We start from the raw sequence: 23,931 nt of genomic DNA, 5'->3' as shown, positions 1-23,931 counted from the left end.
ACCCCACCCCCCGGCAGCACGCGCACCCTAGCGACGAGCTACCGAGCCGCCTCCACCCGCCCGGTCACCGCCCCGAACCCCACCCGAGTCCCACCCGCCCCCGGCGCAACCCCGGTGATCGTGACCTCGTCCCCGTCCGCCAGAAACCCACCCCCACCCCCGTACAACTCGATGAGCGCCCCCACCTCATCCGCCCCCGCCCCACTCACCGTCCCAGAGCCGAACAAATCCCCCGCCCTCAAACTCGCCCCGTTCACCGTCATATGCGCCACCATCTGCGCATACGTCCAATACATCGCCGCGAACGGCGGTCGCGCCACCACCACCCCGTTCACCGCCAGCTCCAACCGCACGTCCAACCCGCACCCCGGCGTAACCCCCGCATCGTCCAGGTACGGCAACAGCGCCGCATCCCGCCCCGGCGGAGCCACCCGCGCATGCGCCAACGCATCCAGCGGCACCACCCACGGCGACACCGACGTCGCGAACGACTTCCCGAGGAACGGCCCGAGCGGCACGTACTCCCACGCCTGGATGTCCCGCGCGGACCAGTCGTTGAGCAGGCACACCCCGAAGACGTGCTCATCCGCCTCGCCCATCGGCACCCGCGACCCCTGCTCCGTGGGCCCCCCGACGACGAAGCCCAGCTCCACCTCCACGTCCAGCCGCAGCGACGGCCCGTACGAGGGCGCGTCCTCGCCCGGCAGCCGCCGCTGCCCGCACGGCCGTACGACCGGCGTACCGGACACCACGACGGTCCCGGCCCGCCCGTGGTAGCCCACCGGCAGGTGCTTCCAGTTCGCGGGCAGCGGATCCGCCCCGGGGCGGAAGATCCGGCCGACGTTCGCGGCATGGTGCTCGGAGGCGTAGAAGTCGACGTAGTCGGCGACCTCGAACGGCAGATGCAAGGTCACCGCGTCGAGCGGCACGAGCAGCGGCCGTACCGCCTCCCGGTGCGCCGGCTCGGTGAGCCACGAGGTGAGCGCCGCCCGCACCCGCGTCCACGCCGGCCGCCCCGCCGCGAGCAGCGGGTTGAGTACCGGCGCCCCCAGCAGCCGCGCCACCTCCGCCGGCGCCCCCAGCGCCCGCGCCGCGGCACCGGCGTCCAGGACGTGCCCGCCGTACCGCACCCCCAGCCGCGGCGCCGGGTCCCCGGCGGTCGTGAACACCCCGTACGGAAGGTTGTGCGGCCCGAACGGATCGTCGTGCGGTACGGCGAAGGGGTCCGCCGCGGGGGCGGGACCAGGGCTCTCGGCGGAAGGCGCGGCGCTCAACGGACCTCCAGGAAGGCGGCGGCGTGACCGCCCCGAGACTACCCAGCCGCCGGGTTTGGAGCTGCCCGCAGGTCAAACGTAAAGTTCCCCCCAAAGGCGGACCCGGCGGACACGGAGAGCAGCAGCGGCATGACGGCGACCACGCACGGCGCACCAGCACCCGGCACGAACGCGCAGTCGCTCACGGCCGCCGAAGAGACAGCTCCCACCGTGCAGACGGCCCCCGCCGAGGACAAAGCTCCCACCGGGCAGACAGCTCCCGGCGCGGACACACCCCCCGGGATCGACCCGGCCCGGATGGAAATCTGCCTCTCCGTGCTCGCCGAGCTCGACGCCCTCCCCGTCGACCACCCCGACGCGATCGCCGTGCGCCGCGCCACCGCCGGCATCTACCGCACGGTCAAGCAGCGCCGCAGGCAGGAGCGCCGGGCGGCCAAGACCGAGAACGACCGCCGGGTCACCGAGGCCACCGCCACCGGCGCCGCCGACCGTATCGACGACGAGACCCGCGGCATCCACCTCGCGCCCTCCGTCAGCACCGAGATCGCGGGCATCCTGGAGCGCCCCCGCTCCTGCTACGTGTGCAAGACCCGCTACGTCCAAGTCGACGCCTTCTACCACCAGCTGTGCCCGGACTGCGCGCGGGAGAACCGGGCCCGCAGGGACGCCCGCACCGACCTCACCGGCCGCCGCGCGCTGCTCACCGGCGGGCGCGCCAAGATCGGCATGTACATCGCGCTGCGGCTGCTGCGCGACGGCGCCCACACCACCGTCACCACCCGCTTCCCCCACGACGCCGTCCGCCGCTTCACAGCGATGCCGGACAGCGCCGAGTGGATACACCGGCTCAAGATCGTCGGCATCGACCTGCGCGACCCGGCCCAGGTGGTCGCCCTCGCCGACTCGGTCGCCGCCGAGGGCCCGCTGGACATCCTGATCAACAACGCCGCCCAGACCGTACGCCGCTCCGCCGCCGCCTACCGCGAGCTCGTCACCGCCGAGGGCGCCCCGCTGCCGGCCGGCGAGCTGCCCGCGACCGAGGTCTTCGGCGCCTTCGGCAGCGGCGCCCGCACCGCCGCCGCACTGCCCGCGCCCCGCCGCGGCGAGCCCGCCCTCACCGCGCAGGACGTCACCGGCCTCGCGCTGGTGACCGGCTCCGCCAGCCCCGCCAGGATCGCGGCCGGCACCGCGATCGACGCCGGCGGCCTGGTCCCGGACCTCGACCCGACCAACACCTGGATCCAGACCGTCGGCGAGGTCGACCCGGTGGAGCTGCTGGAGGTCCAGCTCTGCAACGTCACCGCGCCCTTCATACTCGTCAGCCGGCTGCGGCCGGCGATGGCCGCCTCGCCGGCCCGGCGCAAGTACGTCGTGAACGTCTCCGCGATGGAGGGCCAGTTCTCCCGCGGCTACAAGGGCGCCGGCCACCCGCACACCAACATGGCCAAGGCCGCCCTCAACATGCTGACCCGCACCAGCGCGCAGGAGATGCTGGAGAGCGACGGCATCCTGATGACCGCCGTGGACACCGGCTGGATCACCGACGAGCGCCCCCACCCGGACAAGATCCGGCTCGCCGCCGAGGGCTTCCACGCGCCCCTCGACCTCGTCGACGGCGCGGCCCGCGTCTACGACCCGATCGTGCGCGGCGAACAGGGCGAGGACCTGTACGGCTGCTTCCTGAAGGACTACGCCCCCGCCGCCTGGTGACGGCACCGCCCCGGGCGGAAAACCGATCGACCGCCCGGTACGGTCCGGGCCACGATCTCCGGCATGAGCGGCGACGGCGACCACGGCGACCACGACCACGACGGCGGCAGCGGCCGGCGGACACGGACGGACGGCTTCGGCGGGGGAGAGCCCGCCCCGCCGGCGCGCGGCGTGCGCACCCCGTGGGAGGCGCTGCCCCCGGACGTACGCGCGGCCGTCGAGAGCCGGCTCGGCTCCCCGGTCCTCGTGGCCGCGACGCAGCCCGCGGGCTTCTCGCCCGGCGTCGCCGCCCGGCTGCGCCTCGCCGACGGGCGGCGGGCCTTCGTCAAGGCGGTCAGCGCCGCCCAGAACCCCGAGAGCCCCCGCCTCCACCGCGACGAGGCCCGTATCGCCGGGGCGCTCACCGCCGCCGTCCCCGCGCCGCGGCTGCTCGCCGCCATCGAGGCCGACGGCTGGGTGGCGCTGCTCTTCGAGGACGTCGAGGGTCGGCATCCGGCGCAGCCCTGGGTGCCGCACGAGCTGGACCTGGTGCTGCGCACCGTCGCCGAGCTGGCCCGACTGCTCACCCCGAGCCCGGTGGCCGCGCCGCCGGTCGCGGGCAAGGACGGCGCCTTCCGCGGCTGGCGCACCCTCGCCGCCGACCACGCCGCCGGCACCGACGACCTCGCCGGGCTCGACCCGTGGGCGGCGCGGCAGCTGGACGCGCTCGCCGCGCTGGAGGCCGGCTGGGCGGAGGGCGCCGCCGGCGACACCCTCGCGCACGCCGACCTGCGGGCCGACAACCTGCTGATCACGCCGGAGGGCCGGGTCGTGGTCGTCGACTGGCCGTGGGCGTGCCTGGCCGCGCCCTGGTACGACCTGGTCCTGCTGCTGCCGAGCGTGCGCATGCAGGGCGGCCCGCCGCCGCAGTCGCTCTTCGTGCGGCACCCGGTCGCCGACCCCGGCGCCGTGACCTCGCTCGTCGCCGCCGTCGCCGGCTTCTTCCTCGGCAACGCCCGCCGCCCCGCCCCGCCGGGGCTGCCGACGCTGCGGCCCTTCCAGGCCGGGCAGGGGCGGGCCGCGCTGGCATGGCTGCGCAGCCGGCTCGACGACTGAGCCGCGCCGGGCGCCGGGCCGGCGCCGGGGTGCCGAGCCGCCGGGCGGCGCCTACCCTCACGGTGTGGGCCTGTTCGTGATCGTGCGCCATACGCCGCTGGCGCCCGCCGAGGCGTGGCGGCTGCTGACCGACTGGGAGCGGCACACCGGGACGGTGCCGCTGACCCGGGTCGGCGCCGACACGCTCCCGCCGACCGGCGTCGGCACGGTCGTCGTCGCCCGTACGGGCGTGGGCCGCGCCGCGTTCGCCGACCCGATGCGGGTCGCGGTGTGGGAACCGCCCGGCGACGGGCGCCCCGGGCGGTGCCGGCTGGAGAAGCTGGGCCGGGTCGTCACCGGCTGGGCCGAGATCGACGTCCACCCGCACGGCACCGGCACGGCGGTGCGCTGGCGCGAGGAGGCCAGGGTGCGCGGCCTGCCCCGTACCGCCGACGCGGCCACCGCGTACGTCGGGCGGCGGGTGTTCGGTCGGGTCGTGGACACGCTGCTCGCGGGCGGCGACCGATGAGTTCGGGGCCGCCGACCGGTCCACCCCGGCGAGACCTGCCCCGTACGGACCCCGAGTGGAGGCGGACAGCATGCCCGGCCAGATCTTCATCAACCTGCCCGTGAAGGACCTGCCGCGCTCCATCGCCTTCTTCGAGCGCATCGGCTTCGTCTTCGCGCCGGACCTCACCGACGAGCGCTCCGGCTGCATGGTCTTCGGCGACGGCAACTACGTGATGCTCCTGACGGAGCCCTTCTTCACGTCCTTCACCGGCCGCCCGGTCCCGGACACCGCCACCACCACGGAGGCGATCATCGCCGTGGCGCAGGACACCGCGGCGGACGTGGACCGTATCGGCGACGCCGCCCTCGCCGCGGGCGCCCGCCCCGCACCGCTCACGGACGAGGCGAGCCCCATGCACACCCGCAGCTTCTACGACCCGGACGGGCACCACTGGGAGATCTTCTTCCTCGCCGACAGGTAGCCCCCCCGCCGGCTCAGCGCGGCGGGGGAGCAGCGGTGCTGTCGCGGACGACCAGTTCGCTCGCGACCTCCACCCGGGTCGAGGCCGGGCGTTCGCCGCCGAGGAGCTGGAGGACCATGCCCGCGGCCAGCGCCGCCATGTCGGCCAGCGGGGTGCGGACGGTGGTCAGCCGCGGGGTCACCCACTCGGCGAACGCCAGGTCGTCGAAGCCGACCACGCTCACGTCCTGCGGCACGCGCAGCCCCAGCGTCGCCGCCGCGCGGTAGGTGCTGAGGGCCTGCTGGTCGCTGCCGGCGAAGACCGCGGTCGGCGGGTCCGGCAGCCGCAGCAGGTCCAGGGCGTGGTGGTAGGCGGGCTCGTTGCTGAAGTCGCCGTAGCGGACGAGCGCGGGGTCGAAGGGCAGGCCCGCCTCCTCCAGGGCCGAGCGGTAGCCGTCGATCCGGGCCCGGGAGGCGAGCCGGTGCGGCGGGCCGCCGATCACCGCGATCCTGCGGTGGCCGAGGCCGACCAGATGCCGGGTCGCGGCGAGCCCGCCGGGCCAGTTGGTCGCGCCCACCCACGGCACGCCGGGCGGCGGCTCCTCGGCGGGGGCGATCAGCGCGAAGGGGATGCCGAGCCGGCGCAGCTCCTCGTGCTGGCGCAGGTCCAGCTCGGGGACGACCAGGATCGCGCCGAGCGTGCGCCGCGCGGCGAGCGCGTCCAGCCAGCGCCGGGCGATGCTGCCGCGGCCGTGCGCGGCGGAGACCACCAGGCCGAGCCCCGCGGCGTCCAGCGCCTCCTCCGCGCCGCGGATCAGCTCGGTGGCCCAGGCGCCGTCGATCTCGTCCACGACGAAGTCGATGAGCCCGCCGGCCGCCAGCGCGGTCGCGGCGGGACCGCTCCTGGCCGGGTAGCCGTGCTGCGCCAGCAGCCGCTGCACCTTGGCCCGGGTGCGGGCGGCGACGTCCGAGCGGTCGTGCAGCACCTTGGACACGGTGGACACCGACACGCCCGCCTCCGCGGCGATCACCGCGAGCGTCTTCCCCTCGGGGCGGGTCCTCGCGTCGGGGCGGGACTTGCCCTCGGAGCGGCCCGTGCCCTCGGGAGGGGTCGTGCCCTCGGGACGGGGACGGTCGCCCGTGCCGGCCATCTCCACGCCTCCTCTTCCGCCGCGCCCCCTGCGCGCCCCCGCGAAACTATCCCGCCGCGGCCCCGCCCCGCGTGCCCGGGTACGTACGGGCGAGCCGCCCGCGCCGCCCCCTTGCCGCGAGGCGCGCCCCGAAGCCCCCCGCCCGACGCCGGGGTGGCGTGCCGTGGCGGGGTGCGGCGCCCTTCCGGCGGGCGGCGGGACACGGGGGCCGGGTCGTTGACCCCGCCGTATTTGTCTGCTTATGGTCGGGTCCGCCGACCCCCGAGGAGCCCGTATGCCGAACGGCCCGTCCCGTCGCTCGCTGCTCACCGCCGCAGGTCTCGGCGCCCTCGGAGCGCTCGGCGGCGCGGGGGGCGCCAGGGCCGCCGACGACCCCGGGCCCGCCGCCTTCGCCTCGCCGCAGCTGACGCCGTACGTGGACGAGCTGCCCGTGCCGCCCGTCCTCACCGGCGACCGGACGCTGGTCATGGCCCCCGCGACCCACCGCTTCCACCGCGACCTCGGCATCGCGCCGACCTGGTCGTACGGCGGGCAGCCCTACTACGGGCCGACGATCGAGGCACGGCGCGACGAGCCGCTGTCGCTGACCTTCGACAACGCCTTCGGCGACCACCTGTTCGCCGCCGACATCGACCCGAGCCTCATGGGCGCCTCCGAGCTGGACCGCACCCGCCCCCGCACCGCCGTCCACCTGCACGGCGCGATCACCCCGCCCGCGGCCGACGGCCACCCCGAGGACACGTACCGCCCCGGCGGCACGATGACGTACCGGCACCCGAACGGGCAGCAGGCGGCGCACCTCTGGTACCACGACCACGCCATGGGCATCACCCGGCTCAACGCGGTCGCCGGCCTCGCCGGCCAGTACCTGCTGCGCGACGCGTACGACACCGGCGCCGCCGGCAACCCGCTCGGCCTGCCCGCCGGCGAGTTCGAGCTGCCCCTCACCCTCGCCGACCGCCGCTTCCACGCCGACGGCTCGCTGAACTTCCGCACCTCGCCGGCCGTGCCGCAGGGCCGCTGGGAGGGCAGCATGCTCGGCGACACCATGACCGTCAACGGCGTCGTCGCCCCGTATGTGAAGGTCGCCCGCGGCTGCTACCGGCTGCGGGTGCTCAACGCCTCCAACGCCCGCGGCTACCGGCTCTCCTTCTCCGGCGCCTCGGGGGCCGCCGGCTCCTCCGGCCCCTCGGGCTCCGCCGGCAAGATGCCGTTCTGGGTCGTCGGCACCGACGGCGGCCTGCTGGATGCGCCGGTCCGCACCACCTCTGTGCGCCTCACCCCCGGCGAACGCCTCGACCTCGTCGTGGACTTCGGCGGACTCGGCGCCGGCGAGCACATCGACCTGACCAACGACCTCCAGGAAGCCCCCGAGGTCGTCGCCGCGACCGGCGTCACCCCCGTCACCGACGTCCTGCGCTTCATCGGCACCGGCACCCCCGGCTTCGCCGCGCCCCCGCCGCCCCGGCTGCGCGGCGGCGCCCGCGAACCCGCCCCGCTGCCCGCCCTGCCCACCACCTTCGACCGCCGCCGCGTCATCACCCTGACCCCGGCCCGCGTCCCCGGCTACCCGCCCGCCGGCATGACGATGAACAACATGCTCTACGACAACACGCCCATCCTCGCCCCGCGCCAGGGCACGTCCGAGCTGTGGGAGTTCGTCAACATCTCCCCGCAGGCCCACCCCATGCACCTGCACCTGGTGCACATGCGCATCGTCGGCCGGCAGCGCGTCGACCTGGAGTCGTACGTCAAGGCCAACCCGCGCCCGGCCGCCGGCACCGCCTGGACGCCGGCCCCCGACGCGTACCTGGTCGGCGCCGTGCAGCCGCCGGAGGCGTGGGAGGCGGGCGTCAAGGACACGGTGGCGTGCCCGCCGGCCACCGTCACCCGCGTCCTGGTCCGCTTCCCCGACGCCGCCGAGCTCGGCTTTGACCCGGACGCCGCCTTCACCGCGCTGGACGGCTCACCGCTCCAGGGCTACGTCTGGCACTGCCACATCCTCGACCACGAGGACGACTGCATGATGGCCCGCTACCGGGTCACCGTCTGACCCCTCCCGGCCCGCCGATTGCCCGGTGCCGGGGCCCGCAGCATCCTGGAGGTATGACCTCCGCGCACGCAGAAGAGGTACGGGCCTGGGCCGTCGGCACGCCGGGGCCGGTCGCGAGCGGGCCACTGGAGCCGGTGCGCCGCACGGTCGGGGCGCCGGGCCCGGGCGAGGTCCTGGTCGAGGTCGAGGCGTGCGGGGTGTGCCGCACCGACCTGCACCTGGCCGAGGGCGACCTGCCGCCGCACCGCCCCGCCACCGTGCCCGGCCACGAGATCGTCGGCCGGGTGCTCGCCGCCGGCGAGGGCGTCACCCGCTTCGCGCCGGGCGACCGGGTCGGCGGCGCCTGGCTGCGCGGCACGTGCGGCACCTGCCGCTACTGCCGCTCGGGCCGTGAGAACCTGTGCCCGTACTCCGTCTACACCGGCTGGGACGCCGACGGCGGCTTCGCCGAGCGCACCCTGCTTCCCGCCGACTACGCCTACCCGCTGCCGCCCGACGCCGACCCGGCGGAGCTGGCGCCGCTGCTGTGCGCCGGCATCATCGGCTTCCGCGCCCTGCGCCGCAGCGCCCTGCCGCCCGGCGGCCGGCTCGGCATCTACGGCTTCGGCGCCTCCGCCCACCTCGCCGCCCAGGTGGCCCTCGCCGACGGCGCCACCGTCCACGTCCTGACCCGCGCCCAGGCCGCCCGCGACCTCGCCCTCTCCCTCGGCGCGGCCTCCGCCCGCGACGCCTACGACGCCCCGCCCGAGCCCCTGGACTCCGCGATCCTCTTCGCGCCGGTCGGCGACCTCGTCCCCGTCGCCCTCGAAGCCCTCGACCGCGGCGGCACCCTCGCGATCGCCGGCATCCACCTCACCGACATCCCCGCCCTGACCTACGCCGACCACCTCTTCCAGGAGCGCGACCTGCGCAGCGTCACCTCCAACACCCGCGCCGACGGCACGGACTTCCTCACCACCGCCACCCGCATCCCCCTCCACCCCACGATCACCCGCTACCCCCTCACCGCCGCCCCGGAAGCCCTCCACGACCTCGCCACCGACCACATCAACGGCGCGGCCGTCCTGATCCCCTGACCCGCCCTCACGCCGTGACCCCGCACCCCGCGTGACGGGGCTGCGGGGTCATTCGGGAGCGGCTCAGCTCGCCACGGCGAACCGGCCAGTGACGGAGTGCAGAGACCGGCGGGCTCCATGCGGGTCGGGCCGTGTGCCGGCTCGCTCGCGCTGGTGGGCTCCGATATCACCTCGGCGGCTTGCGCCCAGTGGACGGAAGCGTCCTGCCCGCCGCTGATGATCGGCGAAGGGCTGAGGGAAAAGGTGAGGACAAGCAGGGTGATGAGCATAGGACTCTGGGCTCCATAGTGCGTACTGCGCGCGAGGTTCTGCGTAGTAAATGCGTGCCTCGCACGGCGATTGGGTAAGCACTATAAGGTGATCGCCCGGTGTCTGTCCGTCACGCTGGTCGATCTTGACTTGCGCATGGTATGCGCGTCACCTGCCGCTTCTGACGGTTGATCAGGTGGAGGCTATCCGGCGCAGCCGGCGAAGGGTGAGCGCGGCCATTGGAGAGTGGAGCCTCATCTGGATCGTGTGAGCTACGCGCAAGTGTCGTTCTGCCTCATCGTACTGATGGGCTTCCGCATGCCAGTCGGCGAGTGCTGTGTGGGCATTCGCCTCGTGCTCCGACGCCCCGATGCGCTGAGCGAGAAGCAGTGCGGCGGACAACCGTTCGGCGGCGTTGGGCATGCGCCCCGCGTGAAGTTCGGCCAGGCCGATTCCCTGGAGGGCCTCGACCTCTTCCTGGCCTGCGCCGATGGACTGGGCCACCGCCAGCGCGGCGGTGTGGTGGGCCACGGACTCATCGTCCCGGGACGCGCCTCTGAAGGCGGTGCCGATGGTGTTGAGGGCAGCCGCCTCTCCGCGTCGGCTGCCGATCTGCCGGAAGACGGCAAGCGCCTCGCGGCACATGTCGAGGGCGGGCGCCAACTGCTCCGGCAGGGGCATCACCCCGGCCAGGTTGAGGCGGGCGACGGCCACCTCGTGGCGACTGCCCGCGCGGTGGAAGAGGTCCAGGGCGCGATGGAAGGCCGTGCGAGCGAGTTCGGGCTCAAGGAGGAGATGGTGCAGATTGCCCAGATTGTTGAGTGCCTGCGCCTCGCCCCGAAGGTCCCGGGTCCCCGCAAACCCTGCCAATGCCTCGCGGAACTGCTGCATCGCCGGCGCGTGCTCGCCCAAGTGCAGCTGGTCGATGCCCAGATTGTTATGGTAGCGGGCAATATTGTACGGGTCGCCGAGCTGCTCCCCCAGGCTGAGCGCCTGCCGGTGCAGATCCCGGGCCTCGGCGTACTGCCCGAGGTTCCAGCGCACCAGCCCTGCCGCGGACAGCGCCTCCGCCTCGGCCGCCCGGTCACCGGCGGCGGCTGCCGCGATCCGGGCCTGCTCGGCACTCCGGCCGGCCGGTTCGTAGCGGCCGGTCTGGGTCTGCACCACCACCAGCGCCAGCAACGCGTGCGCTTCTGCCGAGAGCTCACCCGTCGAACGCCACCATGCGGCGGCGTTCGTGTGCATGTTCTCCGCTTCCGCCCAGCGTCCCTCGGCGTCGAGGTACGAAGCCGCGTGGTGCGCCAGGCGTGCTGCCTGCCGACGCTCCCCTCGCCCCCGCAGATGGAGCTCGGCCGCGACGAGGGCGTCGGCTTCGCGCTGGAGCCATTCCCGTATCTGGCTCTCGTCGGCCCATGGCGGCGCCGGCCAGGCGGATTCAAGGGGTTCGAGATCGGGCCGCAGACGGCGGCTGAAGAGCGCCCGGTCGGCGGTCGCCGTGGCGCTCACGTAGTAACCGGCCAGCCGGTCGAGCGCCGACCGGCGCTCCTCCGGTGGCTCCTGGTTCACCAGGAAACGCGCGTAGACGGCCAGGAGGTCATGGAGCTCGTACCGTTCGGGTGCCGGCTCGGTGATGAGATGGAAATCGTGCAACGCCTCCAGCACCCGTTCCGCCTCCACGGGGCTCAGGCCGGCGAGCGCTGCGGTGGAGTGCGCGCAGAAGGTGGGCGCGAAGTGCAAGCCGAGCAGGCGGAAGACCCGGCGGTGCGTCGGCGGGAGGTCGTCGTAGGACCCGGCGAATGCGTGGGTCAGTTCCTTCTGCCCGTCCCGGATCTCGGCGAGCCTGCCTCCAGGGCTGCGGGAGAGCTTTGCGACCAGGCGGGAGGCGGTCCAGGTGGGGTGCGACCGAAGGCGGGCAGCGGTGAGTTCCAGGGCGAGCGGCAGGTAGCCGCTCAGCCGGGCCAGCGCGGTCACGTCGGCGGGGTCGTGCGTCCTGCCGTCGTTGGCGAGCGTGGTGAACAGCGTCTCGGCATCCGCGGGCGGGAGTACGTCGAGCGTGAGGTGCCGGACGCCCGGCAGCCCGGTGAGGCGGCGTCTGCTGGTGACGATCACGAGCGACTGCGAGTCCCCCGGTAACAGTGGCCGCACCTGCTCGGGCCCCGCCGCGTCGTCCAGCACGACGAGAGCGCGCCGACCGCCCAGTACCGTGCGCCACACGGCGGCGAGAGCGTCTTCGTCGTGCGGCAGCGTCTCGGCCGGCACCCCCAGCCGCCGCAGCAGTACGGTCATGGCAGCGTGCGGGGACAGCGGGGCCCGGCCGGAGTGAGCCTGGAGGTTGATGTAGACCTGTGCCGGATAGCGCTCACCCAGCCGCCGCGCCGCATGCAGTGCCAACTGCGTCTTGCCGACGCCCGGCATACCGGTGACCGTCTGGAGCGCCACCACCCCCGGCTCCGGCGCGCGCAGCGCCCGCAGTTCCGTCGCCCGGCCGATGAGGACGGGGCTGTGCGCCGGGAGGGTGTTGGGCGCGGTCTCCGCCGGTGCCGGGGAGCGATGCGCCAGCAGCTCGCCGGCCGGGGCCCGGCGGAGGATGCCGTGGTAGACGCGCACCAGCGCCTCGCCGGGCTCGGCGCCGTGGACCCGCAGCCGCCGCCGCAGCGTCTCGTACGCCCGCAGCGCCTCGGACTGGCGGCCCGCCCCGTACGCGGCGGTCAGCAGGAGCGCCGCGACCGTCTCGTCCTCGGGGTGCTGCTCGGCGAGGTCCGCGAGGTCCGCGCGTGCCTCGGCGAAGCGGCCGGCGCGCATGACGACCTCCGCCCGCAGCACCCTCGCCCCCAGCTGCGCTTCTGCCAGCCGGCGTCTGACCTGCTCGCTCCACAGTCCCGTGAAGCCGGTGAGCGGTGTGCCGCGCCACAGCGACTCGGCCTGCCGCAGCAGTTCCAGCGCCTGGGCGTCGTCACCGCCGGCCGCGAGGGCGCGGGCCTGCGCGGTGAGGCGCTCGTAGCGGTGGTGGTCGACCGCGTCCGGTTCGACGTCGAGCCGGTAGGCATGCGCCAGGTGCGGTACGCGGTCGCGTCCGAGCTTGTCGCGGATCCGGGTCGCGTAGGAATGCAGGGACGCATGGGGCTTGTTGGGCGGGGAGTCGTCCCACAGCCGGTCGGCGAGCGTGTCGAGCGGCACCGAACGGCCGACGTCCATCGCGAGGGCGGCCAGCAGGTGGGTCGCCTTGGCGGCGCCGGACATACGGCAGTGGCCGTCGACCCACAGTTCCACCGGGCCGAGGACCCGGATGTCGATGTCCACCAGCACGCTCCTCACGCCGGTACACACCCTGGGAGTCAAGAGTGACACGCCGTCAACTTCGAGCAATAGGGTCACTCGAACGTGGAAAATGATTGGCCGAATCGTTTCTTACTTTGTCGTTACCGGTCTTTCATGGTCGAGAACGGGCTTTTGTGGTGCGCGCAGGTCCGAGCGGGTATTGGCCACCCCGTTGGATGGGCGCGGTGACACGGCGTCGGGACGCACCAGGAGGCAGACGTGGACCAGGCGCCCATCCATGAGCCGGAGCCCACCGCGGGCGGCGACACCCTCCCCGCCGCGGAAACGGCCCCCCGCAACGCCACCCGCAACGCCGTCTCCGGCGCCACCGTGAGCGGCCCCGTCGTCCAGGCCGGCAGCGTCACCGGCGGCATCCACCTGCACGAATACCGTACGCAAGGCCCGCCGCACGCCTCCGCCTCCCCGGTGCCGCGACAACTCATACCGCCCCCCGCGCACTTCACCGACCGGGTAGCCGACCTGGTGGCGCTGGACGCACTGCGCAGCGCGGGCGGCGGCAGCGGCGCACCGCTCGTCGTGGTCACCGGAGCGGCCGGTGTCGGCAAGACGGCGCTGGCGGTGACCTGGCTGCACCACGGGGTCGGCGACTATCCCGACGGCCAGCTCTACGTCGACCTGCGCGGGCACGCGGACGACGGCGATCCCGTACCGCCCGACGCCGTGCTCGGGCGGTTCCTGCGCGGCTTCGGGGTCGACCGGCTGCCCGCAGAACTCGCCGAGATGGCAGCGTTATGGCGCACGGTCACCGCGGGCCTGCGGGTCGCCGTCCTGCTCGACAACGCTCTGAGCGCCGCACAGGTCCTCCCGCTGGTGCCTGCGTCGCCCGGCTCCCTGGTCGTCGTGACCAGCCGCAACCGGCTGCCGGGCCTCGGTGTCCACGGAGCGCGCTTCCACCACCTCGACGTCCTTCCCCCCGCGGCCACCGTGGAACTGCTCGGCAGACGACTCGGGGAGGAACGCGCGGCGCGCGAGGAGGAGGCGGTGGCCTCGATCGCCCGGCTGTGCGCGGGGTTGCCGCTCGCCGTGTGCGTGGCCGCCGCCCGGATCGCCGCCCGGCCGCGCCAGTCGCTGACCGCCTTCGTCGCGGCGATGAGCCGGGACGGTGACCGGCTGGCGAGCCTCAGGGCCGGCCGGGACCTCGCCGTGCAGACGGTGCTCGACGGGGCTTACGGAGCACTGGCCGTCGACGTGGCGGCCGGATACCGGCAGTTGGGGCTGCTGCCGGTGACCGACTTCGGTGCCGGGATCGCGGCAGCGGCCTGCGATCTGCCCTCCGCGGCGGCGCGGGAGCTGGTCGACGAACTGGTCGACGTCAGCCTGCTCGAAGAGCTGGGGCCCGACCGCTACCGCTTCCATGACCTGATCCGGCTGCACGCCGCGCAGCGGGCGGCGGCCGAGGACACCGAGGCGGTCCGCGCGACGACCGTGCGCCGCGCCCTCGACTGGTACCTGTGGACGGCCACCGAGGCGCGGGCGCTGCTGGCACCGGCCCATGTCCGGCTGCGCCGCGACTATGTGCGCATACCCGAGGAGGAGCCCCCCTTCGACAGCCCCGCCGGCGCGCTCGCCTGGCTCGACGCGGAGCGCCTGCACCTGATGGCGGCCGTCCACACGGCCATCGGGTTCGGCTTCGACGACACCGCCTGGCAGATCGTCGACAGCATGCAGCCGCTCTGGGTCAGGCTGCGCCCCGCGGAGATGTGGGTCGAGGCACACCGGCTGGGCCTGGCCGCGGCAGACCGCGCGGGGCGGCCGACGGCGGTCATGCAGATGCTGACCACCGGCGGGGGAGGGCTGTGCAACGCCGGGCTGTTCGACGAGGCGGCGCAGTGGTTCGGCCGCGCGCTGAGCCTCGGCGAGGAGACCGGCGACCGGAGGGCGCAGTCGCAGGCCCTGCACGGGCTGGGCCAGGCGCACCAGTTCGGCGGCCGGCCGGAGAGCGCGGCGGCCTACTACCGCCACGCCCTCGCTTTGCGCGAGGCCATCGGATACACCCGGGGCGCCGCGCTGTCCCGGCTGTCGCTGGGCCAGTTGGCGCTCGACGCCGGCTCACCGCGGGAAGCGGTGGACCTGCTGACCCGCGCCCGTGCCGACCTGCTGGCCGTACCCGACCCGTACGACGCGGCGCGTGCCCTGGCCTTCCTCGGCGTCGCCCACGCCACCGGGCCCGAGGCCGACATCGCGCTCTCCGAGTGGGAGCTGGGCCAGGCACTGAGCGAACTCGACGCGTGCGGTGCCGTCGGCTGGCAGGCCCGGGTCCTGGAGATGCAGGGCGTGAACGCCGAGGAACGCGGCGACTACGGGCGGGCCAGGGACTGCTACCGGCAGTCCCTGGCCCGCTACGGGCCGATCAGCCCCCGGGACGCCCACCGGCTCGGCGAACGGCTACGGGGCCTCGACGAGCGCTGAGCGCTCCGGGACGGGGGCGCGGGTCACAGGGCCAGCTCCCCGGCGTGCAGGGCGACCGGCTCCGTCACCGGTGGGAAAGCCGGCTCGCCCAGACCCAGCAGCCGGTACATCAGCCTGCGCGTCCGCAGCCCGAAGCGGCCGGGCTCGGAGGAGATGCGGCGCGCGATCCTGCGGTATTCGCGCCTGGGGTAGTGGGCGGCGGCGTAGGCCAGCTGGTCGGCCAGCGGCCAGGTGGGGCTGAGCGCGGGCGCGGCCAGCGCCATGTCGACACCCGGCGAGGCCGGGTTCGCGTCCGCGTACGGGTAACGGGCCAGCAGGATGGGCGCGTCGGTCATCGTCGCGTACAGGGTGACCGAGCTGAAATCCCCGACCACCAGGTCGGCGGCCACGAGCACCGCCCGCCAGTCGGCCTCCGGGGGTACGACCAGCACGCCCGCCCTGCTGCAGTCGGCGAGCCACGAGCGCACCCGCAGACGGCTGTGACGGGCGAGTACATTGGGGTGGATGAGCAGAGCGGTGCGGAAGTGCCGCCTGGGCAGCTCGGTGAGCAGCCGGGGCAGCAGCGCGTCCAGATGGTTGAACTGCGAGCGCTGACCCCAGGTTGAGGTCGCCAGAACCAGCCGCTGCTCGGGCTCCACGCCGAGCGCCGCGCGGTATGCCTCGCGGAACGGCAGACTCGCCGCGATCCGGTCGTACGCGGGGTCCCCCACCACTTCGGCGACCGGCAGCGCCTCGGGGCACCAGCGGCGCAGCGCCCGCAGGTCGTCACGGTGCGGCAGGGCGACCGCCCGCGGCACGACCGCGCCCCGCCAGGTGAGATAGCTCCGGCCGGTGATCCCGGCCGGCTCCCGTACCCGGACGGCATCCCCCGATGCCGCCCCGGGCGCCGCGGCGACCAGTGACATCTCCCCGCCGCCGTGCGGCACCCGCAGCAGCGGCGCCCGTACCTGCTCCATTCCCCTGGACCCCGCGGCCAGCGCCAGGTCGAAATCGGTGCGCACCGCCTCGGCCCAGGGCATGACCTCCGCCCCGACCCCGGTCAGGAAGCGGGCGACCCCGCCGTTGAACGCGTGCGGCGGGACAGTGAAGGTGACCTCGACCCGCAGGTCGGACTCCACCAGCGCCACCAGATCCTGCAGCCGCCGGCGATAGACCTCGGTGTGCGCGAGGACCAGCAGCTTCTTGCGGCCGGTGAGCGTACGCCACCGGTCGGCACCCCCTCCTTCGGTCGTCCGGCCTTCCGTGAACTCCCCGTTGAACACGACACTCCTCGTTTGTCATCAGCCCCTGCCGGGGCGGTGGGACCGTACGAGAGAGTGGTGTCCTCCTGCTCCGGCGGAAGCCTTGGCGCGGGCTTGACGAATTCTTGCTGCCGCCGGGTTCCGGGCGGCGGTACTCGCCGCGCCGCGGGCCGGCTCATCGGGCGGGGTGGTCGGTCAGGCGGGCGATGTCCTCGGTGATGCCGGGCAGGGGCTCGGTCGTGCCGAGCGAGCGGAACCAGTCCCACAGTTCGAGGGCGTGGTAGAGCTGGTAGAGGGCGAGGCGGTCGGGGGTGTCGGCGGGGAGTGGGCCGTAGCCTTCGAGGAGGGCGCGGTGTTCCGGGGCGCCGCGGCCGAGCGCGTAGTAGGTGGTCTTGGCCAGGTCGATCAGCGGGTCGGCGGCGATCGCGTTCTCGACGTCGATCACGCCGGTCACCGCCCAGCCGCCCGGGCGGGGTGCGACGAGCACATTGCCCTCGTGCAGGTCGTTGTGGCAGAGCACCGCGGACCCGCAGTTGTCGAACAGCGCCCCGTCGCGCGCGACCCGCCGGGCGACCGCGTCGTGCAGCCGCTCGTCGCCGCCCAACTCCCGAAATTCCGCCAGCTTCGCGGCGAACCGGCGGCGCATGTAGTCCCCGTTGCCGGCCACCGGATCGACGATCCCGTCGGCCAGGTATCCGTACGCCTCCTGGCCGACCCGGTGCACCGAGGCCAGGACGGCGCCCATCTCGCGGTAGAAGGACGGGATCAGCCGCTGGTCCAGATCCTTGGACGCCTCGGACAGCGGGCGTCCTTCGAGCAGGCTCAGGATCGTGACGGCCCCGCCGCCGGGGCCCCCGCCCGGCGTGCGGTGCAGCACGCTCGGCACCGGCAGGGACCCGAGGCCCGCGAGCATCCGGTAGACGCGGGCCTCCTTGGCCTGCTTCCACGCCCACCGAGGCGCGTACACCTTGAAGATCACCGTATGCGCGGGATCCGCACAGCGGACCTCGTACACCGCACCCGACCGGCCGCCCGTCCGCGGCACCGCCTCGACCACTTCCGCTGCGGGGTACACCTCCCGCAGCAACCCCTCGGCCCACCCCGCCCCCAGGGGCGGTCGATCAGGCTGCGCCATGGCGGGGACGCTATGCACCCGGCCACCGGCCGGCAACCGGTTATCCGGCCCCGCCCGCGGCCCGCCGCGCGGTCGGTTGTGCGGTAGGCCGGGAAAACAGAAAAACCCCAGGTGGACTGGGGTTTCTGGTGGTGTCCGAGGGGGGACTTGAACCCCCACGCCCGATAAAGGGCACTAGCACCTCAAGCTAGCGCGTCTGCCATTCCGCCACCCGGACGGGTGTTGACGTCACGGCCTCCGGGCCGTGGCGACGGGGTAAACCATAGCAAAGATCGGGAGGGGCCGATCACCGGCCGATCAGCTGCGGGGCGGGGGCCGGAGGGTGGGGAAAAGGGCAGGCAGGCGGGGTGAGCCTTGGGCGGGTGGTGGGTCGGGGGGCAGGATGGGGGTGGCATCCGGCGCGTGCGGCGGGCGGGTGGGCGACGACAAGGGAGAGACAGCGTGAGCGAGTCCAGGCCAGGCGGCAGGGCCGGCGGCAGCGGCGGGGGAGTCACGGGCGAGGACGAGGTCGTCGACCTGTGCAGCGAGCTGATCCGTATCGACACCAGCAACTACGGGGACCACTCCGGGCCCGGCGAGCGCGGCGCGGCCGAATACGTCGCGGAGAAGCTGGCCGAGGTCGGGCTCGAACCGCGGATCCTGGAGTCCCACCCGGGCCGCGCCTCGGTCGTGGCCAGGGTCGAGGGCGAGGACCGCTCGCGGCCCGCGCTGCTGATCCACGGCCACACCGACGTCGTCCCGGCCAACGCCGACGACTGGACCCACCACCCCTTCTCCGGCGAGATCGCCGACGGGTGCGTATGGGGCCGCGGCGCGGTCGACATGAAGGACATGGACGCCATGACCCTCGCGGTCGTCCGCGACCGGCTGCGCAGCGGACGCAAGCCGCCGCGCGACGTCGTGCTGGCCTTCCTCGCCGACGAGGAGGCCGGCGGCACGTACGGCGCCCGCTTCCTGGTCGACAAGCACCCCGACCTCTTCGAGGGCGTCACCGAGGCGATCGGCGAGGTCGGCGGCTTTTCCTTCACCGTCAACGAGAACCTGCGGCTCTACCTCATCGAGACCGCCGAGAAGGGCATGCACTGGATGCGGCTCACCGTGGACGGCACCGCCGGCCACGGCTCGATGACCAACAACGACAACGCGATCACCGAGCTGTGCGAGGCCGTCGCCCGGCTCGGCCGGCACGAGTGGCCGGTGCGGGTCACCAAGTCCGTCCGCGGCTTCCTCGACGCGCTGTCCGACGCGCTCGGCACCGAGCTGGACCCCGAGGACATGGAGGCCACCCTCGCCAAGCTCGGCGGCATCGCCCGGATGATCGGCACGACCCTGCGCAACAGCGCCGCGCCCACCATGCTCGGCGCCGGCTACAAGGTGAACGTCATCCCCGGCCAGGCCACCGCGCACGTCGACGGCCGCTTCCTGCCCGGCTACGAGGACGAGTTCCTCGCCGACCTCGACCGGATTCTCGGCCCGCGCGTCAAGCGCGAGTCCGTGCACTCCGACAAGGCCGTCGAGACCGACTTCGACGGCGCCCTCGTGGACGCCATGCAGTCCGCGCTCGTCGCGGAGGACCCGGCCGCCCGCGCCGTGCCGTACATGCTCTCCGGCGGCACCGACGCCAAGTCCTTCGACGACCTCGGCATCCGCTGCTTCGGCTTCGCGCCGCTCCAGCTGCCGCCCGAGCTGGACTTCGCCGGGATGTTCCACGGCGTGGACGAGCGCGTGCCCGTCGACGGGCTGAAGTTCGGCGTCCGCGTCCTGGACCGCTTCATCGAACACAGCTGAGCGGCCGAACACCCGTACCCGTACCGGCGGTCGGCGTCGCCGGTACGGGTGAAGGGGCCGGTGCTTTCGTAGCTCTATTCCTCCGGGCGTCGTTACGACGGTGTGGTCCGCAGGCTGGGACCGCACGTGTCCATGAGGAGGAAGTACATGCTCAAGAAGGTCGTCGCGGCTGCGGCTGCCACCGGTGGTCTGGTGCTCGCGGGTGCGGGCATCGCCGCCGCCGACTCCGGCGCCCAGGGCGCCGCGGTGCAGTCCCCCGGCGTGCTGTCGGGCAACGTCGTCCAGGTCCCGGTGCACATCCCGGTCAACCTGTGCGGCAACACCATCGACGTGATCGGGCTGCTCAACCCCGCCTTCGGCAACGCCTGCGTCAACGGGTGATCCCGCCCCGGCCGCGGTCCGACCGCGGCCGGCGGCCCAGAACCGGCCCCGGGCGCGCCCTCGCGCGCTCCGGGGCCGCTCGGCATTTTCCGCATGTGCGCGCGCGGCGCCCGCAGGGGCGGGGCTGCGCGAGGCGCAGGGCAAGCAAGGAGAAGAGCAATGCGACAGGTCGCAACCAAGGGCCTGCTCACTGTGATCGCGACCGGCGGCGTCCTCGCCGCCACGGGCGGCCTCGCCCACGCCGACGCGGGCGCGTCCGGTACGGCCGCCGGCTCGCCCGGCGTGCTGGCCGGCAACGCGGTCCAGATCCCGGTGCACATCCCGCTCAACGTGTGCGGCAACACCATCGACGTGGTGGGCCTGCTGAACCCGGCGTTCGGCAACCACTGCGCCAACACCGACACCCCGCCGGGCGGGCCTTCCCAGCCGGGCGGGCCCGGCACCCCGGGAGGCCCCGGCAACCCCGGTACGCCGGGCAACCCCGGCAACCCCGGGAATCCGGGAGGACCTGGGACGCCGGGCAATCCGGGCACCCCTGGGACGCCGGGCAACCCCGGTACGCCCGGCACTCCGGGAACGCCCGGCAACCCCGGAACCCCCGGCAACCCGGGAACGCCGGGCAACCCCGGCACTCCGGGTACGCCCGGTACGCCCGGCAACCCGGGAACGCCCGGAACCCCTGGCACCCCCGGTACGCCCAGCACCCCGGGCACCCCTGGCACGGACACCCCGGGCAGCGGCGGCAGCAGCGCACCCGGTCGCACCACACCGGTCGACGTCCCCGCCGGCCCCGGCGCAGCCGAACTCGCGCACACCGGCACCGACGCCATGGGCTTCAGCGCCTTCGCGGCCGGCGCGCTCGTCCTCGGCGGCGCGGTGCTCTACCGCCGCGGCCGGGCCGCTCGACGCTGAGCGGCGGCAGCCCGCGGTAGCGGCTGAGGCTGAGCCTGAGGCTGAAGCAGAGGCAAGAGCAGGGTCAGGGGACGGGTGAGGGCGACCCGGTCACATCACCAGGTCGCCCGCAACTGGCGGATGATCCGTCGCCGCAGCCGCACGCGCCTGCTCCCGTCCGGGTAGAGGCGGAGCCGGTCCAGCTCCCAGTGGCCATACTCCGCCTCGTCGGTCAGCAGGCGCGCCGCGTCCTTGCGGGAGACCCCGCGCGGCACGTACATCTCTCTGAATTCGTATTCCGGCATCGCATCTATTGTGCAAGCAACGCCCCGGTGCGGATAGCGTCTGCCTCATGTCTGATGACGTACAGCCCACGGCGGCCGGTGTTCGTGCCGCAGTCGAGGTGGTCAAGGCCGCGCTCGACCGGCATCTCGAGGCGATCGAGAAGCGCAGCGGCGAGGACGACCCCGCCGTTCACGAGGCGTTCGAGGCGCTGGCCTCGGCGGCCGAGTCGTATGACGAGTTGCTGTACGAGGTCTACGACGAGGTCACGCCGCTGGAAGTGCCCGGCGGGGAGATGCCGGAGTACGAGGGCCCCGAGGAGCCCGAGGCGATCACCGTGCTCGTCCGCCGCGACTACACGATCGTCGCGCCCGACCGGCTCTACTCGCAGGCCAGACATGCCAGTGAGGACACCGACGGCTCGGCGACCGCGTCCGTCAACGCGGCGCTCGGGGTGATCTTCGGCGAGTACGAGCCGGACGAGATCGCCCAGCGCCACAAGGACTTCGGGCTGGAGGAGGGCGACTCCACGGTGTGGGTCTCCGCGGCGGAGCCCGCCGACCCGGGGGAGTGGCTGGAGGCACCCTTCGACCAGGCCGACCCGCGCCTGGTCATCTGCCGCTTCGACGTCAGCGCCGTCTTCGACGACGAGCTGAGCCTCCTCGACCCGGACTAGCCCCGGACCGGCCCCGGACTAGCCCCCGGGCGGCCGGCCGCCGGACCGCCCGGGGCCCCGCCGCCCCCGCCCGGGGCGGTCCGCTCAGCTCTGCGCGGTGAGCTCGCGCAGCGCCGCCGTCAGGCGGGTCGTGCGCTCGGGGGCCGCGGGGCCCGCCACGGCCTGGGCCAGCCGGCCCTCCGCGCCCTGCACCACCGACAGGTGGCGCTCGCCGCGGCTGAAGGCGGTGTGGACCCAGGAGCGGGTCAGCAGCGGGCCCGCGTCGCCGGGGACGACGACCACCGCGGCCGGCCAGCGCATGCCCGCCGCCTGGTGGCCGGTCACCGCCCAGCCGTGCCGTACGGCCGTCGGGACGTCCTCGCGCGGCACCAGCACCGGGCCGCGCTCGGCCTCCAGCCGCAGGCCGCCCGGCTCGGCGCCGGCCACCGTCGCGGGGACGGCACGGCCGGGCCCGGGCACGTACACGACGCGGTCGCCCGCGTCGAAGCCGCCGAAGCGCCCGGGCCCCGGGTTCAGCCGCTCCTTAAGCGCCGCGTTGAGCGCCTGTGTGCCGACCGGGCCGCCGTGCCCGGTGGTGACCACCTGCACCTGCGGCCCCTCGACGCCGAAGGCCCGCGGCACGGAGTCCGCGACCAGCTGGACCGTACGGTGCACGGCCTCGCCGGGGTCGCGGACCGGCACCACCACGACCTCCTTGCCCGGCGCCTCCACCGCGACCAGCTCACCCTCGCCGACGCACGAGACCAGCTCGCCGATCGGCCCAGGGTCCGGCGTGCGGGACACCACCCGCGGGCACGCCCGGGAGGCCAGCAGATCGGCGAAGACCCGGCCGGGCCCGGCCGACCACAGGCCGTGCGGATCACCGCTGAGCACCAGCCGCGCCCCGTCCGGCACCGACTCCACCAGCGTCGCCGCCTCCTCGACGGACAACTGCGGCGCGTCCAGCACCGCCAGCAGGTCCAGGTCCAGGCTGCCGTCGGGCGCGCGGCCGGGCCCCTCGGCGCCCGACATCAGCCCGTCCACGGTCACCGCCGCGTCCGCACCGACCTGCGCGGCGAGCCTGCGCCGGCCGTTCTCGGTGTACGCAGCCGCGTACGCCCGCAGGCCCGCCGCCCGCGCGGCCACCACCAGCGCCGCCGGCTCGGCCCTTGCCGCCTCGCCGCCGGTGTGCGCGACGAGCCCGCTGCCGGCGACCGCGCCGATCAGCTCCGCGGCCGACCGCGACGGCGCCGCGGAGGCATCCCACTCCTGCCCGGCGCCGGACTCCGCGAAGGAGCGCAGCAGCCGGAAGAAGCCCTCGGCGAGGCTGTCCTCGGCCATGGCGTAACGGTCGAGCCCGAGCAGCACCGGGCCCTCCCCGGCGCCCTCCTCCTCGTCCGCTGAGCCGTCCGCCGAGCCGTCCGCCGCGTCCGCGCCGCCCTCGCGGAAGACCAGCACCTGCCCCTCCGCGACGGCCGCGTCCAACGCGCCCTGCGCGTCGGGGAGTCCGTACCGCCCGAGCGCGGCGAGCGCGTCCGCCGGCGACAGCGCCGTGTGGCCGCGCAGCGCCGCGTCCTCGAACGCCCGCGTCACCAGCGCCCGTACCCGCCGCTCGTCCGCCGGGCCGCAGGCCGCGCCGAGCAGCTCCCGCGCGAAGCCGTCCGCCTGCTCCACCCGTACGCCGGCGAGCCCGAGCAGCGCCCATGGGTCGTCCCGCAGCACCTGCGCGGCCCCCTCGCCGAGCAGCCGTACGACCCCGGCGGCGAGCTCCGCGGGCGCGCCGCCCTCGCCGAGCACCTGGGCGACGGCCGCGACGGCCGCCGGGTCCACGGCGACGGGCTCGCCCCGCGCGGCCCGCCTGCCCTCACCGCGCGCCCGGGCAGCGCGCCCGGCGCCCCCCGGCCGCGGGGCACCCCCGTCCGCCCCGGGCTCCGGCTCAGGCTCCGCGCCCTGCTCCGCCGCCGCGGCGCCCGACCCGGCGCCGTCCGCGCCGGCTCCACCCCCGTCCGGAGCGCCCTCGGCAGCAGCCCCCGGCTCGCCCGCCGCGGCGGCCGGCGCCGGAACGCCCGCGGCCTGCGCCGCCTCCGCGGCCCGGAGCGCCTCCGCCTCCGCCGCCATCGCCTCCCGGCGCCTTCGCCGGGCCGCCGCCGCGTCACCGCGCGGAGCAGGCGCCGCCGCGCTCTCGCCGCGCTCGATGGAGCGCATCGCGGCTGCGAGGCCGGCGAGATCGGCCGCCGGCCGGCCAGCGCCGGG

General features: G+C 74.7%; 18 protein-coding genes and 1 tRNA gene. 11 read left to right on the top strand and 8 right to left on the bottom strand.

The features are described from left to right. Positions 1-38: 38 nt before the first annotated feature. Positions 39-1,274 carry a fumarylacetoacetase gene (gene fahA, locus HCN08_RS21695; protein WP_167984851.1) on the bottom strand — a complete coding sequence of 412 codons (1,236 nt, stop codon included), beginning with the start codon at positions 1,272-1,274 and terminating at the stop codon, positions 39-41. A gap of 297 nt (positions 1,275-1,571) precedes the next feature. Between fahA and HCN08_RS21690 the strand changes: the two genes are divergently transcribed. The 4 genes from HCN08_RS21690 to HCN08_RS21675 all read left to right on the top strand — a co-directional run bounded on the left by HCN08_RS21690 (position 1,572) and on the right by HCN08_RS21675 (position 5,050). Beyond that, a complete protein-coding gene (locus HCN08_RS21690; protein ID WP_167984886.1) occupies positions 1,572-2,984 on the top strand; it encodes an SDR family NAD(P)-dependent oxidoreductase in 1,413 nt (470 codons plus the stop codon). A gap of 63 nt (positions 2,985-3,047) precedes the next feature. Then, positions 3,048-4,079, top strand: a complete 1,032-nt coding sequence (locus HCN08_RS21685; RefSeq protein WP_167984850.1) for an aminoglycoside phosphotransferase family protein — start codon at positions 3,048-3,050, stop codon at positions 4,077-4,079. Between the two features lie 64 nt (positions 4,080-4,143). Next, positions 4,144-4,587 (top strand): SRPBCC family protein, encoded by a 444-nt coding sequence (locus HCN08_RS21680; RefSeq protein ID WP_167984849.1) that lies wholly within the window; start codon positions 4,144-4,146, stop codon positions 4,585-4,587. A gap of 70 nt (positions 4,588-4,657) precedes the next feature. Continuing rightward, positions 4,658-5,050 (top strand): VOC family protein, encoded by a 393-nt coding sequence (locus tag HCN08_RS21675; protein ID WP_167984848.1) that lies wholly within the window; start codon positions 4,658-4,660, stop codon positions 5,048-5,050. Between the two features lie 13 nt (positions 5,051-5,063). Here HCN08_RS21675 and HCN08_RS21670 read toward each other — a convergent pair whose 3' ends face one another. Next, positions 5,064-6,179: a LacI family DNA-binding transcriptional regulator gene (locus tag HCN08_RS21670; protein WP_167984847.1), complete on the bottom strand. Its 1,116-nt coding sequence runs from the start codon at positions 6,177-6,179 to the stop codon at positions 5,064-5,066. A gap of 274 nt (positions 6,180-6,453) precedes the next feature. Here HCN08_RS21670 and HCN08_RS21665 point away from each other — a divergent pair, with 274 nt between their 5' ends. Beyond that, positions 6,454-8,232: a multicopper oxidase family protein gene (locus tag HCN08_RS21665; RefSeq protein ID WP_167984846.1), complete on the top strand. Its 1,779-nt coding sequence runs from the start codon at positions 6,454-6,456 to the stop codon at positions 8,230-8,232. Positions 8,233-8,285: 53 nt separating this feature from the next. After that, positions 8,286-9,308 carry a zinc-dependent alcohol dehydrogenase family protein gene (locus HCN08_RS21660; RefSeq protein WP_167984845.1) on the top strand — a complete coding sequence of 341 codons (1,023 nt, stop codon included), beginning with the start codon at positions 8,286-8,288 and terminating at the stop codon, positions 9,306-9,308. A 441-nt stretch (positions 9,309-9,749) separates the two neighbouring features. Here the strand turns inward: HCN08_RS21660 and HCN08_RS21655 are convergent, their stop codons facing one another. Then, positions 9,750-12,857, bottom strand: coding sequence for an AfsR/SARP family transcriptional regulator (locus tag HCN08_RS21655; protein ID WP_167984844.1), 3,108 nt, complete (start codon positions 12,855-12,857; stop codon positions 9,750-9,752). Between the two features lie 237 nt (positions 12,858-13,094). Between HCN08_RS21655 and HCN08_RS36655 the strand changes: the two genes are divergently transcribed. Next, positions 13,095-15,305 carry a tetratricopeptide repeat protein gene (locus tag HCN08_RS36655; protein ID WP_167984843.1) on the top strand — a complete coding sequence of 737 codons (2,211 nt, stop codon included), beginning with the start codon at positions 13,095-13,097 and terminating at the stop codon, positions 15,303-15,305. A gap of 23 nt (positions 15,306-15,328) precedes the next feature. Here HCN08_RS36655 and HCN08_RS21645 read toward each other — a convergent pair whose 3' ends face one another. From HCN08_RS21645 to HCN08_RS21635, 3 genes are all read right to left on the bottom strand, one after another. Beyond that, positions 15,329-16,567, bottom strand: coding sequence for a hypothetical protein (locus HCN08_RS21645; RefSeq protein WP_167984842.1), 1,239 nt, complete (start codon positions 16,565-16,567; stop codon positions 15,329-15,331). A gap of 154 nt (positions 16,568-16,721) precedes the next feature. Further along, positions 16,722-17,681, bottom strand: a complete 960-nt coding sequence (locus tag HCN08_RS21640; RefSeq protein ID WP_167984841.1) for a phosphotransferase family protein — start codon at positions 17,679-17,681, stop codon at positions 16,722-16,724. Positions 17,682-17,810: 129 nt separating this feature from the next. Then, positions 17,811-17,898 (bottom strand) — tRNA-Leu (locus HCN08_RS21635). A gap of 224 nt (positions 17,899-18,122) precedes the next feature. On the opposite strand from HCN08_RS21635, the gene HCN08_RS21630 reads away from it, so the two are divergent. The 3 genes from HCN08_RS21630 to HCN08_RS36650 all read left to right on the top strand — a co-directional run bounded on the left by HCN08_RS21630 (position 18,123) and on the right by HCN08_RS36650 (position 20,762). Beyond that, the gene (locus HCN08_RS21630) at positions 18,123-19,469 is read left to right on the top strand and encodes a M20/M25/M40 family metallo-hydrolase (protein ID WP_167984840.1); all 1,347 of its coding nucleotides are present in this window, start codon (positions 18,123-18,125) and stop codon (positions 19,467-19,469) included. Between the two features lie 147 nt (positions 19,470-19,616). Next, positions 19,617-19,850 (top strand): chaplin ChpH, encoded by a 234-nt coding sequence (gene chpH / locus HCN08_RS21625; RefSeq protein WP_167984839.1) that lies wholly within the window; start codon positions 19,617-19,619, stop codon positions 19,848-19,850. 159 nt (positions 19,851-20,009) lie between these two features. Further along, entirely contained in the window at positions 20,010-20,762 is a 753-nt protein-coding gene (locus HCN08_RS36650) for a chaplin (RefSeq protein WP_206319053.1), read from the top strand. A gap of 95 nt (positions 20,763-20,857) precedes the next feature. Here the strand turns inward: HCN08_RS36650 and HCN08_RS21615 are convergent, their stop codons facing one another. Further along, positions 20,858-21,046 carry a DUF5703 family protein gene (locus tag HCN08_RS21615; protein WP_167984838.1) on the bottom strand — a complete coding sequence of 63 codons (189 nt, stop codon included), beginning with the start codon at positions 21,044-21,046 and terminating at the stop codon, positions 20,858-20,860. Positions 21,047-21,093: 47 nt separating this feature from the next. Here HCN08_RS21615 and HCN08_RS21610 point away from each other — a divergent pair, with 47 nt between their 5' ends. Continuing rightward, positions 21,094-21,699: a hypothetical protein gene (locus HCN08_RS21610; RefSeq protein ID WP_167984837.1), complete on the top strand. Its 606-nt coding sequence runs from the start codon at positions 21,094-21,096 to the stop codon at positions 21,697-21,699. Positions 21,700-21,783: 84 nt separating this feature from the next. On the opposite strand, the gene HCN08_RS21605 is transcribed toward HCN08_RS21610, so the two are convergent. After that, a complete protein-coding gene (locus HCN08_RS21605; RefSeq protein ID WP_240970300.1) occupies positions 21,784-23,883 on the bottom strand; it encodes a helix-hairpin-helix domain-containing protein in 2,100 nt (699 codons plus the stop codon). Positions 23,884-23,931: the final 48 nt, after the last annotated feature.

The organism is Actinacidiphila epipremni (assembly GCF_012034175.1).
Classification (GTDB): domain Bacteria; phylum Actinomycetota; class Actinomycetes; order Streptomycetales; family Streptomycetaceae; genus Actinacidiphila; species Actinacidiphila epipremni.
The sequence above is the reverse complement of the archived record's forward strand: the minus strand, read 5'-3'. Positions and strand labels throughout refer to the sequence as shown.